The organism is Streptomyces rapamycinicus NRRL 5491 (genome assembly GCF_024298965.1).
GTDB lineage: Bacteria > Actinomycetota > Actinomycetes > Streptomycetales > Streptomycetaceae > Streptomyces > Streptomyces rapamycinicus.
In genome coordinates, this window is record NZ_CP085193.1 from 9,360,861 (window position 1) to 9,375,436 (window position 14,576).

The following is a 14,576-nucleotide window of genomic DNA, read 5'->3' on the forward strand; positions in this document are numbered from 1 at the left end:
GCTGCTGACATCTGGCCACTGTCTCCCTCATTGAGTGATGCCTTTTGAGGCGCCTGGAGGCAGGCTAGGCAGCTGTCACTCCGCAGTCAACGCATGCTGAACCTGTTGCTCGGGACAAGGGCGGAATGTGTCGGGGGAGTTTCGCCGCAACTTGCAAAAGTTCTGTCTTGTCAGCCTGCTGGGAGCGAGGCGATAGTTGCGGTGCGGCGCCACCCGGCCGGAAGTGACCGTTACCCGGTCTCCCGAGACCGCCGGAGAGTCGTCCCTCACCTGCGGGTTTCCCTGTCTTCGGCACTTGGCGCCCTACCCGGGACCTGGGAATACCGATCCACGGATCCTAAGGGCCCGCACTTCCGAGACATCCACAACGGCCGAGACATCGAGTCGTCTGAGGCAGGAGCCACGATGCACGTCCCCGTCCGTGTCGGTGTGATCGGCTGCGGCAACATCTTCAGCCGGTACGCCACCGGAATGTCCCGCTTCCCAGGGCTGGAACTGGTCGCTGTCGCCGACGTCGACGCCGCCCGCGCCCACGTGGCGGCAGCTGAGACAGGCGCCGCCGCTTGCACCGTCGACGGACTGCTCGGCCGCACGGACGTGGAGGTGGTCGTGAACATCACCCCGCCGACCGCGCACGCCGCCGTCAGCGAGCAGGCCCTGGCGGCGGGCAAGCACCTTTACGTGGAGAAGCCCCTGGCCGACACCACGGCCGCCGCCCGCGCCACACTGGCCGAGGCCGACCGGCGGGGGCTGATGCTCGGGGCCGCGCCGGACACCTTCCTCGGCTCCGCCGGGCAGACCGCACGGGCCGCGATCGACGCCGGGGCGATCGGTGAGCCGGTCGGCGCGACGGCCTTCGTGACGCATTCGCAGGCGGAGACCTGGCATCCGGACCCCACGTTCCTCTTCCAGCCCGGCGGCGGACCCGCCCTGGACATGGGCCCGTACTATCTCACCGCGCTCGTCAACTGCCTGGGCCCGGTGTCGGCGGTGTACGGCGCCAGCCGGATCGGCGCCCCGCAACGCACTGTCACCGCCCCCGGCCGTCTGGTCGACCGGATCGACGTGGCCGTGCCGACCCACACCGCCGCCACGCTCACCTTCGCGAGCGGCGCGCTGGCCACAGTGATGATGAGCTTCGACGTGTGGGACCACCACCTGCCCTTCATCGAGATCTACGGCACCGAAGGCACCCTCTCCCTGCCCGACCCCAACGGCTACGACGGCCCCGTCCTGCTACGCCGCCACGGCGACCCGCAATGGGCCGAACTCCCGCCCGCCGTACCGCCGCTCGCCCGCCCGGGCACCGACGAACAACTGCTGCGCGGCATCGGCGTCGCCGACCTGGCCGCCGCCCTGCGCGACGGCCGCCCGCACCACGCCACCGCTGGCCTGGCCTTCCACGTACTGGACGCCCTTGAGTCCATCGGCGTATCGGCCGGCACCGGCGCCCCCGTAGAGCTGGCCAGCACCTGCGAACGCCCCGAGCCGGTCGACGGCACCTACGGGGCCGAAGCCCTGAAGACCTTGGAGACGCACCCGTGAGTGACCAGCAGTCCGCTCCCCGCTTCGGCGCCGACCTCATCACCTTTTACGACCCGGCGTTCTGGCAGGTCGCCGACGACCGTCAACTCGCCGCTACCGCCACCGAGCGGCCGGAATGGTTCTGGACCCGGCTGCTGGACTCGGCCGTTGAGGCCGGACTGTCCGCCCTGGAACTGACCTTCCCGCCCGGCGACTGGCGCACCGCGCTGGCCGCGTTCGGCTCGACGGAGGGGTTCCGTAAAGAACTGGAGGTACGCGGACTGAGCGTGCTCTCCGGATTCTTCGTCGACATCTCCTCCCAGCCGAGCCTGGCGGCCACCGACTGGCCCGCCCTCACCCAACAGGCCTTGGAGTACGCGGAGTTCCTCGCCTCGATGGGCTGCTCCACCATGGTCGCGGGACTTCCCATGCGCACTACTCGCGACGCGGTGCCGCCCCTGTTCGTCGACCTCGACTACGCCACGGCACTCGGCGGTCATCTCAACGAGATCGCCGCCGCCACCTTGCGCGCCAGTGGTGTGCGGCTGGCTCTGCACACCGAGGCGCACTCGGTGTTCTGGACCCCTCGGGACATCGACCTGTTCATGCTCGCGACCGACCCCCTCTACGTCTCCTTCTGCCCGGACACCGGCCACATCCGGATGGCCGGAAGCGAACCCGCTTCCGTCGCGGAACGGCATACCGACCGGATCACGATCGCCCACTGGAAGGACGCCTCCGGCACCGCCCCCTTCGACATTCCCATCGACGAGCACCTCCACCACGACCACCAGAACTACTTCCGCCGCGTCGGCGCGGGCAGTGTCGACTGGCCCGCCTGGGCCGCGCTGATGTCCCGGACCGGCCTGCGCGACGACGTCCTGCTCGAGGTCGACGCCGTCCCCGACCCCGTCGCCGAACTCACCGCCGCCCGCACCCACATCCAGGACAGCCTTCTTCCCTTTCTGTACGGGAGCACCTCATGAGAAGCAGCGCTGCCCGCGCCCTGCCCGCCGTCCTCCTCACCTCCTGTCTGCTCGCCACCACGGCCTGCGCGAGCAACACCTCGACCGGGTCCGCCGCCAGCGGCAAGGGGCCGTCCGCGAGTCAGATCGCCGCAGCCCGCAAGGAAGCCCTCGCCGCCGCCGGTGGCAAGAAGATCGGCGGCAAGGTCACCATGCTCGGCATCAACGGCGGCGCCGAGGGACAGCTCATCAAGAACGCTCTCAAGCCCTTCACCGACGCCACCGGCATCCAGGTCGACTACACCGGCAACGAGGACCTGGCCACGGTCGTGCAGACCCGCGTCCAAGCGGGCAACCCACCGGATGTCGTGGACGCCGCCGACCTCGGCTCCATGCTCAAGTACGCCAAGCAGGGCAAACTCGTCGACCTCGACAGCTTGATCGGCACCTCCACCCTGAAGTCGAACTTCCCGAAGAGCCTGCTGGACGCCACTACCGTGAACGGCAAGACCTACGGCGTCTTCAACGAGATCGACAATTTCATGGTCTGGTACAACCCCAAGACCTACAAGGGCCCCAAGGCACCCGCCACCTGGGACCAGCTGGAGAAGTTCACCAAGCAGCAGGCGGCGGCGGGCAAGACCCCCTGGTGCATGGCACAGAACGCCGGCGCGGGCAGCGGCTGGCCCGGCGCCCAGTGGATCGAGAACTGGTTCCTCAAGCACTACGGCGGCGCCAAGCTCAGCGACTGGGTTAACGGCAAACTGTCGTGGACCTCTCCTGAGGTCACCGCGGCCTGGAAGGCGTTCGGCGCGGTCGCCACCGACGACAAGATGGTCGCCGGAGGCCCCACCACAGTGCTGTCCTCGTCGGTCGTCAACAACGGCACCGGCATGGTCTCCTCGCCCCCGACGTGCTCGGTGATGCTGTGGGGCGTGTACGCGGGCGGCGTCACCCTCGGCCAGAAACCTTCCCTGAAGGCCGGTACCGATCTGAACTTCTTCCCGGTCCCCGCCAGCTCCCAGGCCCACGCCGACGACGAACTGTTCAGCGGACACGTCGCCTACGCCTTCAAGAACAATCCCCGGACCCGCGCGCTGATGAAGTACTGGGCCTCCGCCCCGGCCCAGACGATGCTGGTCGCCAGCGGCCAGTGGACCGAGGCCAACACCAAGATCCCCGCCTCCGCCTACAACAACCCGCTGCTGAAGAAGGCGTCCCAGCACATGCTGACCGGCAAGAACCTGGTCGCGGGACCCAGCATGTACAGCAACCCGGCCGTCGTCACCGCCTTTGACAAGGGGGTGGTCAGCTACATCCAGAAGCCTGGCTCCCTGCGCGGCATCCTCGCCGGAATCCAACGCACCGCCTCGACCGGCTGAGCCCGTTCTCTCCACCCGGTTGAGTACCCGGCCCCTCCACTCGCCCCCGCGCGGCACATAAGAACCGCTCCGCACGAAGAAGGTGAACGCCATGGGTCTGCTTCCCCGGTTGCTGCAGATCGCCCTCGCGGTGATCGCCGTACCCGCGATCATCGCAGTCCTGATCATCAGCGCCGAGCGCGCACTCGGCCGCCGCCCGCGCCGGGCGGCCCGCGTCCGCCCATGGGTCTGGCTGGTGCCTGCCTGCCTGCTCAGCGGCGCCATCCTGGTCTACCCCATGGCGGACACCATCCTGCTGAGCCTGCGCCGTGCCGACGGGAGTGGCTGGGCCGGGCTGACCAACTACGCCTGGTCGGTCGGCGATGCCCTGCTGCCCACCTTGCGCAACAACGCCCTGTGGCTCGTCCTGATCCCTGCCGTGACCCTCGTCCTCGGCCTGGCCGTCGCCCTCCTCGGCGACAAGGTGCGCTACGAGCGGATTATCCGGACCCTGGTGCTCGTGCCCGCCGGGATCTCCTTCGCCGCGGCCGGGGTGATCTGGCGACTGATGTACGAGTACCAGCCGCCCGGCGCTCAGCAGACCGGTACCGTCGACGGCCTGCTCTCCACCACCGGCATCGATCCGGTCGCGTGGGTCGCCGACCCGTCGGTGGCCACCTACGCGCTGATTTTCGTCGGCTGCTGGATGACTCTGGGCACCACCGCGCTCATCCTCTCCGCGGGGGTGAAGAACATCCCCGGCGAGCTGATCGAGGCCGCCCGGCTGGACGGCGCCGGGGAATGGCGGATTTTCCGCTCCGTCACCCTGCCGACGCTGTGGCCCAGCATCCTGGTCGCCCTGACCACACAGGTCATCTTCGCGCTCAAGGTCTTCGACATCGTCTACGTCATGACCAACGGCCAGTTCGACACCGATGTCGCGGCCAACCGCATCTACGCCGAGCTATTCGTCGCCCAGAACTTCGGCCACGCCAGCGCCCTCGCGGTGATCCTGCTGATCATCTCCTCACCCATCATGTTCCTCAACATCCGCCAGTTCCGGCAGGAGGCGACCGCCCGATGAGCGTCACCACCCCGCCCGCACCCCGCGCCACCGAACATCACCGGTCGACGAACACCCCGCGCCCAGCGCCTCATCCTCCACTCCGGCTCCGACTCTGGCGCACCCTGTCGCGCTCCCCGATACATCTGGTCCTGACCGTGATCGGCGTCATCTGGGCCATACCCGTCGTCGGACTGCTGGTCACCTCCTTCCGCACCACCGGCGCTGTCGCCACCAGCGGCTGGTGGACCGAGCTCGCCCATCCCGCCTTCACTCCCGAGAACTACGCCGGCGCCGCCACCCTCATCGACCTCGCCGCCGCCGCGGGCAACAGCCTCGCCATCGCCGTCCCCGCCACCGTCGGCACCGTGACCGTCTCCGCCGTCGCCGCCTACGCTCTGGCCCGCATGCCCTTCCGCGGACGGCTGCCCCTTCTGCTGCTCGTCATCGCCCTCCAGGTCACCCCGCCGCAGCTCACCCTCGTCCCCGTGCTGCGTCTGTTCAACGCGATCGGCCTGACCGGCAGCACCCCGGCCGTCTGGCTCTACCAGGTCGGCTTCACCATCCCCTTCGGGGTGTTCCTGCTCTACGGCTTCTTCGCCTCCGTACCCGCCGAGCTACTGGAGGCCGCCGCGCTCGACGGCGCCGGTGAGTTCACCATCTTCCGCCGTATCGTGCTGCCCACCGCCACACCGGTCCTGTCCGCCCTGGCCATGCTCCAGTTCATCTGGTCCTGGAACGACCTGCTCACCCCGCTGCTCTTCCTCGGCGGCGGCAGCGCGAACGCCCCCTTCACCGTGCAGATCGCCGGACTACTGCAAGCCACCGGCCAGGGCCAGGAAACCATGGCCGCCGCCGCGCTGCTGTCCGTACTCCTCCCCCTGGCCGTCCTGCTGCTGCTCCAGCGGTACTTCGTCAGGGGCATCCTCGGCGGGGCGGTGAAGGGATGAGCCGTGAAGGGAAGGTACGCCCCCACCCGGGCGTCGCCATCGTCGGCACCGGCATGATCGGCGCCGTACACGCCCGAGCCGCCCGAGCCGCTGGAGCGCGGCTGATCGGGGTGCTCGCCTCGACCCTCGAGCGGACGGAAGCCGCTGCCCAGCGGTTCGAGGCCCCGGTTCCCTATACCGGCTTCGACGCCGTACTGGCCGACGACCGGGTGGACGTCGTCCACCTGTGCACCCCCAACGCTCTGCACGCGGACCAGGCCGAGGCCGCGCTGCGCGCCGGAAAGCAGGTGATCTGCGAAAAGCCCCTGGCGACCTCCGTCGCCGACGCGGAGCGCATCGCACGGACCGCCCATGCGGCAGACCGCATCGTCGCCATCCCCTTCGTCTACCGTTACCACCCTCTGGTGCGCGAGATCCGGGCCCGGCGCGAAGCCGGGGAATTCGGCAACTGGCACCTGCTGCACGGAAGTTACCTCCAGGACTGGCTGCTGTCGGAGCAGAGCGACAACTGGCGTACCGATCCCATCGCCGGCGGTGCCTCCCGGGCCTTCGCCGACATCGGCTCCCACTGGTGCGACCTGGTCGAATGGGTGGCGGGAGTACGCTTCACCGACCTCACCGCCCACCTGGACACCGTCGTCAACCGGGATACCGAAGACATCGCCACCGTGCTGCTGCGAACCGGCGACGGCATCCCGGCCTCTCTCACCGTCTCCCAGGTGTCCGCCGGACGGAAGAACCGCCTCTGGTTCGAACTCGACGGCTCCCGCGCGAGTGCCGCCTTCGACCAGGAGCAGCCGGAAACCGCCTGGCTCGGCGACCCGGTCGGTGCTCGGACCCTGGTCCGCGATCCAGGCAAGGGAAGCCCCGAACAGCGCCGTCTGTCCCTGCTGCCCGCAGGCCACCCCCAGGGGTACGGCGACTGCTTCACCGCCTTCGTCAGCGACGCCTACGCCGCCATGCACGGCGAACAGCCCTGCGGCCTGCCCGTCGCCGAGGACGGCATACGTTCCGCACACCTGGTCGAGGCGGTACTGCGCTCCGCGCGCAGCCTGTCCTGGACAGGTGTGCACCCGAACACGAAGAACCCGAAGAAGGAGAACCACCGCGCATGAAGCTCGGGATGCTCACCGCCTGTCTGCCCGGACTGACCCTGGACGAGATCGCCGCATGGGCCGCCGCGACCGGCTATGAAGCCCTCGAAGTCGCCGTGTGGCCCACCACCGGCAGCCGCGACTTCGAGGCCGCGCACCTGCCAGTCGCCGACTTCGGACCGGCCGAAACCGACCGCACCCGTACCCTCCTCGACCGGCACGGCCTCACCATCTCGGCCCTGGCCTACTACGAGAACAATCTGCACCCCAGCCCGGCCCGCCGCGCCGAGATCCACACCCACCTCAAGCACGCCATCAACACGGCCGCCGCCCTCAACGTCCCCTACGTCGGCACCTTCATCGGGCGTGACCCCGGTCTGACCGTGCGAGAAAACCTGCGGGAAGCCGAGAAGCTCTTCCCCGCTCTCGTTTCCTACGCGGGAGAACGTGGCGTGGGCATCGTCATCGAAAACTGCGTCATGGATGGCTGGCACCCCGACGGATATCCCGGCAACCTCGCCTACTCCCCCGAACTGTGGGAGTGGATGTTCTCTCTCGGTCTCCTCCTCAACTGGGACCCCTCCCACCTCACCTGGATCGGCATCGATCCGGTCAAGACCATCGCCCCCTATGTGAGGCACATCGCCCACGCCCAGGCCAAGGACATCGAAATCCTCGACGGATCCATCCAGCGCTACGGCTTCTTCGGCAAGGCCATCGACAGAACCGACCCCTGGGACGTCGGCTGGTGGCGCTACCGAGTACCCGGCCGAGGCCAGGTCAACTGGACAGCGGTCATCGACACCCTGTACGAACACGGCTTCACCGGAAACCTCTCCGTCGAACACGAAGACCCGATCTGGGGCGGCGACGAAACCCGCGTCAAGCAAGGCCTGGCCATCGCGCACCAGACCCTGCGACCTCTCATCATCGGCTGAGGACACGAGAAACGCGTCACAGCGGCAGTCGGTCGCCCGCTACCCCTCCTTGCCACGTACTTGCCTGGTTGGCAGGTAAACGGCCCCCATGGGGTTGGTCTTCAGTCGCGGGCGGCCGGTACGGGAACGTGCCCATGCCGGAAACCTCATCCGTGAGGTCATGCGGCATGTCGGTATTCGTGGAGGATGCCGCCGATGAAGTTTCCCCGTGATCCTGGACACTTTTCTTCTACGCTGCGAGTGTGTGGCTGTTGCGGAACCGTTGGCGTGTCTCGTGTGGTGTGAGATACCCGAAGACAGGGTGCTTGCGCAGGCGGCGCCGGTTGTAGAAGGTCTCGATAAAGGCGAAGACCTCGGCGCGGGCGGTGGCTCGGTCGGGCCAGAGCCGGGTGCCGATCTCCTCCTTGAGCACGGCCCAGAAGCTTTCGGCCGCGGCGTTGTCAAAGCAGGAGCCGGTCCGGCCGGTACTTTGCCGAAGGCCCAACGCGCGTATTTCCGCGCGGAATTCGGATGAGGTGTATTCGCTTCCGCAGTCGCTGTGCGTGATGCAACCGGGTTCCAGGCCACCGAGGCCGTGGGCCATCCGCAGCGCGTCTACCACCAGCTCGGCGCGGTGGTGGTCGGCCATTGCGTAGCCGACGACCTCGCGGGTGGCCAGGTCCAGCCAGCAGGCGAGATACAGCCAGCCCTGCTCTGTGGGCAGGTAGGTGATGTCGCCGACGAGCCGGGTGCCGGGTCGGTCGGCGGTGAAGTCGCGGCCGATCAGGTCCGGGGCCGGCCTCGCCTGCTTGTCGGGGCGGGTCAGCGAGCGGCGTCTTCGGCGGGTGACGCCGGCGATGCCGTGTTCACGCATGATCCGCTCCACCCGCTTGCGGTTGACCGCCCGGCCCAGCCTCCGCAGTTCAGCGTGCACGCGCGGGACACCGTAGGCACCCTTGGAAGCCAGGTGGATCACGGTGATCTCGTGGGCCAGGGCCTCGTCCGCGCGTGTCCGTGCCTGCCGGGCCTGTTCGGCCTCCAGCCAGGCGTAGAAGGAGGAACGGACCACGCCCAGGACACGGCACAGCAGAGCCACCGGGTGGACAGCCTTCTCCGCGGCGATGAACCGGTAGACCTCGCTCACCGGTCGCTGTCCTTGGCGAAGAAGGCCGCCTTAGATTCAACCGGTCAGAGCAACAGTGCTGGTTGAGGACGGTTTACGTGGCGAGACTGGGTCGGCCGGGGATGTCGGACGAGATGAAGGCCGACTTGTGGCGGCGGTGGAGGGCCGGGGAATCGATCAGCGTCATCTCAAGGCAGATCGGTAAGCCGCCCGGTTCGGTGTTCACCGTCCTCAATCACCACGGAGGGATCGCTCCCGAACCCCGCAAAGCGCACGCCGGAAACTTGACCATGGGCGAGCGGGAGGAGATCTCACGTGGTCTTTGTGCCGGAGAGTCCTACCGGGCCATCGCCGGCCTCCTGGGGCGTGCAGTGTCGACGATCAGTCGTGAAGTCAGCAACAACGGCGGACGCGACGTTTACCGGGCGATCGCCGCGCACGAACGGGCACTTGAGCGCGCCCGGCGCCCGAAGCAGTGCCTGCTCGCCCGCAGGCCCGCGCTGAGGCAGACGGTGCTGACCCTGCTGAGGGAGGAGTGGTCGCCGGAACAGATCGTCGGCCACCTGCGTCGGCATCACGGTGACGACCCGGGGATGGAGATCAGCCACGAGACGATCTACCGGTCGGTCTACACCACCCGCTGGAAGGTGATCCCTCGCGAGCTGTGCAAGCGCCTGCGAACTGGCCGCCCGATCCGGAAGAACAAGCGCCACACGGTGAAAGGGCAGTGGCGCTCACAGATCACCGATGCCCGACCAATCGAGGAGCGGCCCCAGGCGGCGGAGGACCGCAGCGAGTTCGGGCATCTGGAAGGCGATCTGGTGATCGGCTCGAACAACAGCCAGGTCGCCACACTGGTCGACCGGAAGTCACGGTTCCTCACGGTCGTGAAACTCGCCAGCCGCCACACCACCGTGGTCGTTCCCGCTCTGGCCGACACCTACGAACGCATGGACCCCCGACTACGCAGCACGCTGACCTGGGATCGCGGCATGGAACTGGCAGCCCACAAGCGGTTCACCGCCGACACCGGTGTCGACGTGTTCTTCGCAGCCCCGCGTAGCCCCTGGCAACGTGGCACCAACGAGAACGCCAACAAGCTGCTCCGGCAGTACCTGCCCAAAGGCACAAACCTGTCGACGTTCAGCCAGGACGACCTTGACGCCATCGCGACGAAGCTCAACAACCGTCCGCGCAAGTGCCTGGGATTTCGCACACCAGCCGAGAGTGTTGCCTTGACCGGTTGAATCTAAGGCGGCTTTTTTAAGGATCTCGATCGTCTTCTGCTGTTCGATGTTCTGCCGGCGCAGTTGCCTGAGCTCCTCGCGCTCGACGCTGGTCAGCTCACCCGCCCCGCCCTCCCCGCGGTCGATCCGGTCACGCTTGACCCAGCCGCGCAGACTCTCCGGGCTCACTCCCAGATCCCGCGCGACCTCCGTGATCGTCTTGCTGGAGGAGCGGGCCAACGCGATCGCGTCCCGCTTGAACTCCGCCGAATACCGCTTCGAGTACTGACTACCCACCTGGCACTACTTCCTCTGGAACCTCAGGTTCCAGTCTCCAGGTGTCCAGTCACAAGGGGAAGCTTCAAGGTTGAGGCCGGCCCATAACAGCTTGGCCCAGACGTCGTCGGCGATCACACGAGGGTCAGGGCCGATGAGGGCTCGGATGCTGCGAGGAGTGGCCAGCGCGCGGGCCGGGTCGAAGCGTCGCGGGATCCAGCCCCATTCCTGGCAATCCCGGAACACCTGACGTGCCCCGGCGAGCAAGCCGCTCTTGGTCCGCGGCATGAGCGGCTCGCCGATGCGGTGCTGTAGTGAGTCGTCGTTTTGGGTGTAGTCGCCAATGCGCAGGCGGTCGACGGCGGCGACCCAAGCGGCGCACAGCTCTCGCGTCCACTGGCCCGGTTCCCGCACCCCGGGATGCTCGGCGGCCAGCCACCGCCCCATCCGGAGCATCTGGTTGCGCCTGCTCTTCCTGCCCGAGGCGGGAAGCGTGGATGTGTCGTGCCACCGCTGCACCCAGTCGGCCCAGACCGGGTCGCCGCCCTCCGCCGGCGCCGGGGCCAGCCGGGTCGGCGGTCGCGGAGCGCTGACATGCCCGAGCGCTGCCAGTGCCCGGTGGAGGCTGTGGACGTTCTGGCGCAGCGAATACGGTATCGACATGTTCGCACGCAGTCCCTGGAGTGCATCCTCTGAGAGGTCCGCCAGGGACGGGCTGCGGTTAATCAGCAATGCGTGACAGACCAGGCTCTTGGTTCGCAGGGTGACCTGCGGCGACCTCTGGCCCCAGGAATGCAGCACCGAAGTGACCTGGTCCACCGCCTGGTCGACAACGACCCTGCCGAACACCTTCCTCGCGACAGCGCCGCGGCCCACGTTGCCCAGCAGGTGCAACTCGGTGAACCCGAATAGGTAGGCGAGAGATATCGCGTAGGACCGCGCTGACGTGTCGGCCCAACGTGGATACGTTGCCCGGTAAGCCTTTCCGCTTGTTCCGAGGACGTTGGCCCAGATCGCGGCGTCCCAGGCCCAGAAGCTCGTCCGGTGGGTGGCGCAAGCCCTCAACAGCAGCGCGACCGCGTCGCTGGCCGAGTGGCGCTGAAACCAGTCGTCGGCCACGTTCAGGCGTTCGCTCGCCTCGGCCAGGGGCAGCGCCAAGCGGTAAATTGCCTGCCACTGAGGCAGATCAGGGTCGCGCCATTGCTCGCGCCATCGGCGCACATCCCAGCCGAGGCGGTTGAGCGCGGTCTGCTCGGCGACGGTCAGGGTGGGCGAGCAGTCATATCGCGCGGGCCAGATCGGTCCCGGCCAGGTGGGAGCTGCGGCCGTCGTGGTGAGGGCCGCTGGGGACAGGATGGTCACGGATTGATCGCCCCCGGCACCTGCTCGCCGAGGCGGGCCAGCGTCTCCACCCGCCAGCCGTGGATCTGCTCCATGCCACGGTTGAGCTTCTCGGCCAAATCCCGACCGGACAAGTGGATGTAGGTCAGGGTGGAGTCAGTGCTTCGGTGACCGGCGAAGGAGGCGATCGCGTGCAGTTCCCAGCCCATGCGGGCCAGGTCGGTCAAGCAAAGATGCCGGGTGGTGTGTGTGGAGAACCGCGGCGCATCGGCGGTCAACGCGATCCGACGCACCACCTTCGACCAGGTCCACAGCGTTAGAGGCTCGGCCCTGTTGCGGCGGGACTCCGACAGGAACAGCGGGCCGCGAGCTCGGCTGAGTGTTGCCCGGTGCGCCAGATACCCTGACAACAGCACCCCGGTCGATGCCGAGTACGGCACCACCCGCTCCAGCCGGTTCTTCGTCGTCTCCGCCCGCACCCGCAAGGTGCGGTGCGCAGGGTCGAGATCGTTGGTGCGCAGGGAGCACAACTCCTCCCGGCGCAGAGCGGCGTCATAGGCCAGCGCCAGCATCACGCGGTTACGGACCGGCTCATTCGCCGTGACAGAGAGGATTTCCATCCACTGCGCCTCGGTGGGGATCCACGGCAGCTTCGTCAGCCTCGGGACAAGGCCGCGCTGGTAGCCGCCGCCAAGGCTGCGGGAGGTGTAACGGCCCCGCCCGACTGGGTTGGAGTCACGCAGACCTTCCTCGACCAGGAAGTCGTAAAACAGCCGCACAGGTACCAATCGCTGCTGCAGGGTGGCGTTCGACAGGCCCGCGCCCGAATCGATCGACACCACGTTCGCACCGCGACGGCTGGGCCGCTCGGTCATCTCCCGGACGAAACGCGCGATGTGGGCGCGGTCAACAGTGAGCGGGTCGGCCCCCTCTCGCTCGCACATCTCCAGATACTCGGCCAGCCCACGCGCATAGGCGTCGATCGTCCGAGGCGCCCGGCCGAGATCGGTCCACACCCGAAGCCAGACGGCCGCTCGCTCATGCCTGCCTAACACCGGCCACTTGTCCAGCGTCACCGTGCCGCCCAACGCGTCTCCTCAGTCCGTGGTCGTGCCGAGCGAACATGATCTCCGCTGCGGCCAGATTCCACGTAACTAACCTCGCCGTTTCGCTAGGGTACGGCGGGTGATGGGGCAGAAATGCGAAAGTGCCTTCCTGACCTGGGACGATGAACCTTGCTGAGGGGTTCTGTCGGTCCAAGCGGAGGGCACTTTCTACGTGCAGGCTATCTTGCGTCCCCGGGTTCATGTCAGCACCGATGGTTCGGGGGTGGTCGGTCATGCCGGAGCACGGTTGCTGGCGGATCTTGCCGATGCCACCGGGCTGACCGCCGCGTACTCCACCGCGTTGCGGTCGCTTCGCCCGCGCGGGACCGGACATGATCCGGGCAGGATCATCACCGATCTCGCGGTGATGCTCGCCGATGGCGGCGAGACCATCACAGATCTGGCCGTACTGCGGGACCAGGCCGAGGTGTTCGGCCCCGTCGCCTCGACACCGACGGCCTGGCGGCTGCTCGCCGACGTTGCCGAGCGGGCACTGTCTTCTCTGCGCTCGGCCCGTGCCCAGGCCCGGGAAGCCGCCTGGCTGCAGGCCGCCGAACACAGTGAAAGCATTCCCGCAGTCCGTGCCGCGGGTCGCGTGCTGCCCGGTCTGGTCCTGGACCTCGACGCCACGCTGGTCACCTGCCACTCCGAGAAAGAGCAGGCCGCACCCACCTACAAGGGCGGCTTCGGCTACCACCCGCTGCTGTGCTTCCTGGCCAACACCGGCGAGGCCATGTCCGGCCGGCTGCGGCCCGGGAACGCCGGTGCCAACACCGCGAGCGACCACATCACGGTGCTCGACCAGGCGCTCGCGCAGATCCCCGACGCCCACCGGCACGGCACCGACATCCTCGTCCGCACCGACAGCGCCGGATCCTCGAAAGCCTTCCTCACCCACGTCCGCGACGTGCGGAAACGAGGAATCCGTACCTCCTTCTCGGTCGGATACGCCATCACCGAACCGGTCCGCCGCGCTGTCCGGGCCATTCCCGACCGCCTCTGGCATCCCGCCCTGGACCAGGACGGGACCATGCGTGATGGCGCCGAGATCGCCGAGCTGACCGGCATAGTCGACCTGAACGGCTACCCGGCCGGCACCCGCATCATCGTGCGCCGCGAGCGGCCGCACCCCGGAGCCCAACTGTCCCTGTTCGACCAGGACGAGGGCCTGCGCCACCAGGTGTTCCTCACCGACACCCCCTACTCCGGCGGCGGCTCCGCCCAGTTCCTCGAGGTCCGTCACCGCGGGCATGCCACCGTCGAGGACCACATCCGGTGCGGCAAGACCACCGGATTCGGCCGCTTCCCCTCCCGAGACTTCGGCATCAATGCCGTCTGGCTCGAACTCAGCCTCACAGCGATCGACCTGCTGGCCTGGACCCGCATCCTGCTCCTGGACGGCGAACTCGCGGCTGCCGAACCGAAGAAGCTCCGCTACCGGCTGCTGCATGTCGCCGCCCGCCTTACCCGCGGGGGCCGACGCCTGCGCTTGCGGATATCGGTGACCTGGCCCTGGAGACACGAACTGGCCACGGCCTTCCGCCGCCTCGCCGCACTGCCCCGCCCAGTCGGCTGACCGGCCAACCGCCCCTGCCCGCCCACGACCCGAAGGACCCCGGAGAACCCGACC

General features: G+C 68.1%; 12 protein-coding genes and 1 pseudogene. 9 read left to right on the top strand and 4 right to left on the bottom strand.

The genetic code is table 11. From position 1 onward, the window contains the following. Positions 1-405 precede the first annotated feature (405 nt). The 7 genes from LIV37_RS39445 (at position 406) to LIV37_RS39475 (ending at position 7,895) form a co-directional block, all read left to right on the top strand. A complete protein-coding gene (locus LIV37_RS39445; RefSeq protein WP_020872649.1) occupies positions 406-1,545 on the top strand; it encodes a Gfo/Idh/MocA family protein in 1,140 nt (379 codons plus the stop codon). Continuing rightward, a complete protein-coding gene (locus LIV37_RS39450) occupies positions 1,542-2,510 on the top strand; it encodes a sugar phosphate isomerase/epimerase family protein (protein WP_020872650.1) in 969 nt (322 codons plus the stop codon). The genes LIV37_RS39445 and LIV37_RS39450 overlap by 4 nt, the downstream gene beginning before the upstream one ends. Further along, positions 2,507-3,871: an ABC transporter substrate-binding protein gene (locus tag LIV37_RS39455; protein ID WP_020872651.1), complete on the top strand. Its 1,365-nt coding sequence runs from the start codon at positions 2,507-2,509 to the stop codon at positions 3,869-3,871. Before LIV37_RS39450 ends, LIV37_RS39455 begins: the two co-directional genes overlap by 4 nt. Positions 3,872-3,962: 91 nt before the next feature. Beyond that, the gene (locus LIV37_RS39460) at positions 3,963-4,934 is read left to right on the top strand and encodes a carbohydrate ABC transporter permease (RefSeq protein WP_020872652.1); all 972 of its coding nucleotides are present in this window, start codon (positions 3,963-3,965) and stop codon (positions 4,932-4,934) included. A gap of 137 nt (positions 4,935-5,071) precedes the next feature. Then, on the top strand, positions 5,072-5,863 hold the full coding sequence (locus LIV37_RS39465) for a carbohydrate ABC transporter permease (protein ID WP_148717758.1): 792 nt from the start codon (positions 5,072-5,074) through the stop codon (positions 5,861-5,863). Further along, positions 5,860-6,978, top strand: a complete 1,119-nt coding sequence (locus tag LIV37_RS39470; protein ID WP_020872654.1) for a Gfo/Idh/MocA family protein — start codon at positions 5,860-5,862, stop codon at positions 6,976-6,978. Before LIV37_RS39465 ends, LIV37_RS39470 begins: the two co-directional genes overlap by 4 nt. Further along, positions 6,975-7,895 (top strand): sugar phosphate isomerase/epimerase family protein, encoded by a 921-nt coding sequence (locus LIV37_RS39475; RefSeq protein ID WP_020872655.1) that lies wholly within the window; start codon positions 6,975-6,977, stop codon positions 7,893-7,895. Before LIV37_RS39470 ends, LIV37_RS39475 begins: the two co-directional genes overlap by 4 nt. A gap of 229 nt (positions 7,896-8,124) precedes the next feature. On the opposite strand, the gene LIV37_RS39480 is transcribed toward LIV37_RS39475, so the two are convergent. Continuing rightward, entirely contained in the window at positions 8,125-9,018 is an 894-nt protein-coding gene (locus LIV37_RS39480; RefSeq protein WP_121823978.1) for an IS3 family transposase, read from the bottom strand. A 101-nt stretch (positions 9,019-9,119) separates the two neighbouring features. Here LIV37_RS39480 and LIV37_RS39485 point away from each other — a divergent pair, with 101 nt between their 5' ends. Further along, positions 9,120-10,244 (top strand): IS30 family transposase, encoded by a 1,125-nt coding sequence (locus LIV37_RS39485; RefSeq protein WP_202979670.1) that lies wholly within the window; start codon positions 9,120-9,122, stop codon positions 10,242-10,244. Positions 10,245-10,304: 60 nt separating this feature from the next. Here LIV37_RS39485 and LIV37_RS52715 read toward each other — a convergent pair. From LIV37_RS52715 to LIV37_RS39495, 3 genes and pseudogenes are all read right to left on the bottom strand, one after another. Continuing rightward, a pseudogene (locus LIV37_RS52715) lies at positions 10,305-10,520 on the bottom strand (transposase); the annotation flags it as partial. Between the two features lie 6 nt (positions 10,521-10,526). Further along, complete coding sequence (locus tag LIV37_RS39490; protein WP_020872656.1) at positions 10,527-11,861, bottom strand: hypothetical protein; 1,335 nt, start codon at positions 11,859-11,861, stop codon at positions 10,527-10,529. Continuing rightward, positions 11,858-12,928 carry a tyrosine-type recombinase/integrase gene (locus LIV37_RS39495; RefSeq protein WP_254807140.1) on the bottom strand — a complete coding sequence of 357 codons (1,071 nt, stop codon included), beginning with the start codon at positions 12,926-12,928 and terminating at the stop codon, positions 11,858-11,860. Before LIV37_RS39495 ends, LIV37_RS39490 begins: the two co-directional genes overlap by 4 nt. A 160-nt stretch (positions 12,929-13,088) precedes the next feature. Between LIV37_RS39495 and LIV37_RS39500 the strand changes: the two genes are divergently transcribed. Beyond that, a complete protein-coding gene (locus LIV37_RS39500) occupies positions 13,089-14,522 on the top strand; it encodes an IS1380 family transposase (RefSeq protein WP_214663622.1) in 1,434 nt (477 codons plus the stop codon). Positions 14,523-14,576: the final 54 nt, after the last annotated feature.

Excerpts from the sequence above, each read along its gene's own strand:
- LIV37_RS39445 (WP_020872649.1), top strand. The coding sequence starts at position 406 with ATGCACGTCCCCGTCCGTGTCGGTGTGATCGGCTGCGGCAACATCTTC.
- LIV37_RS39455 (WP_020872651.1), top strand. The coding sequence starts at position 2,507 with ATGAGAAGCAGCGCTGCCCGCGCCCTGCCCGCCGTCCTCCTCACCTCC.
- LIV37_RS39460 (WP_020872652.1), top strand. The coding sequence starts at position 3,963 with ATGGGTCTGCTTCCCCGGTTGCTGCAGATCGCCCTCGCGGTGATCGCC.
- LIV37_RS39470 (WP_020872654.1), top strand. The coding sequence starts at position 5,860 with ATGAGCCGTGAAGGGAAGGTACGCCCCCACCCGGGCGTCGCCATCGTC.
- LIV37_RS39475 (WP_020872655.1), top strand. The coding sequence starts at position 6,975 with ATGAAGCTCGGGATGCTCACCGCCTGTCTGCCCGGACTGACCCTGGAC.
- LIV37_RS39485 (WP_202979670.1), top strand. The coding sequence starts at position 9,120 with ATGTCGGACGAGATGAAGGCCGACTTGTGGCGGCGGTGGAGGGCCGGG.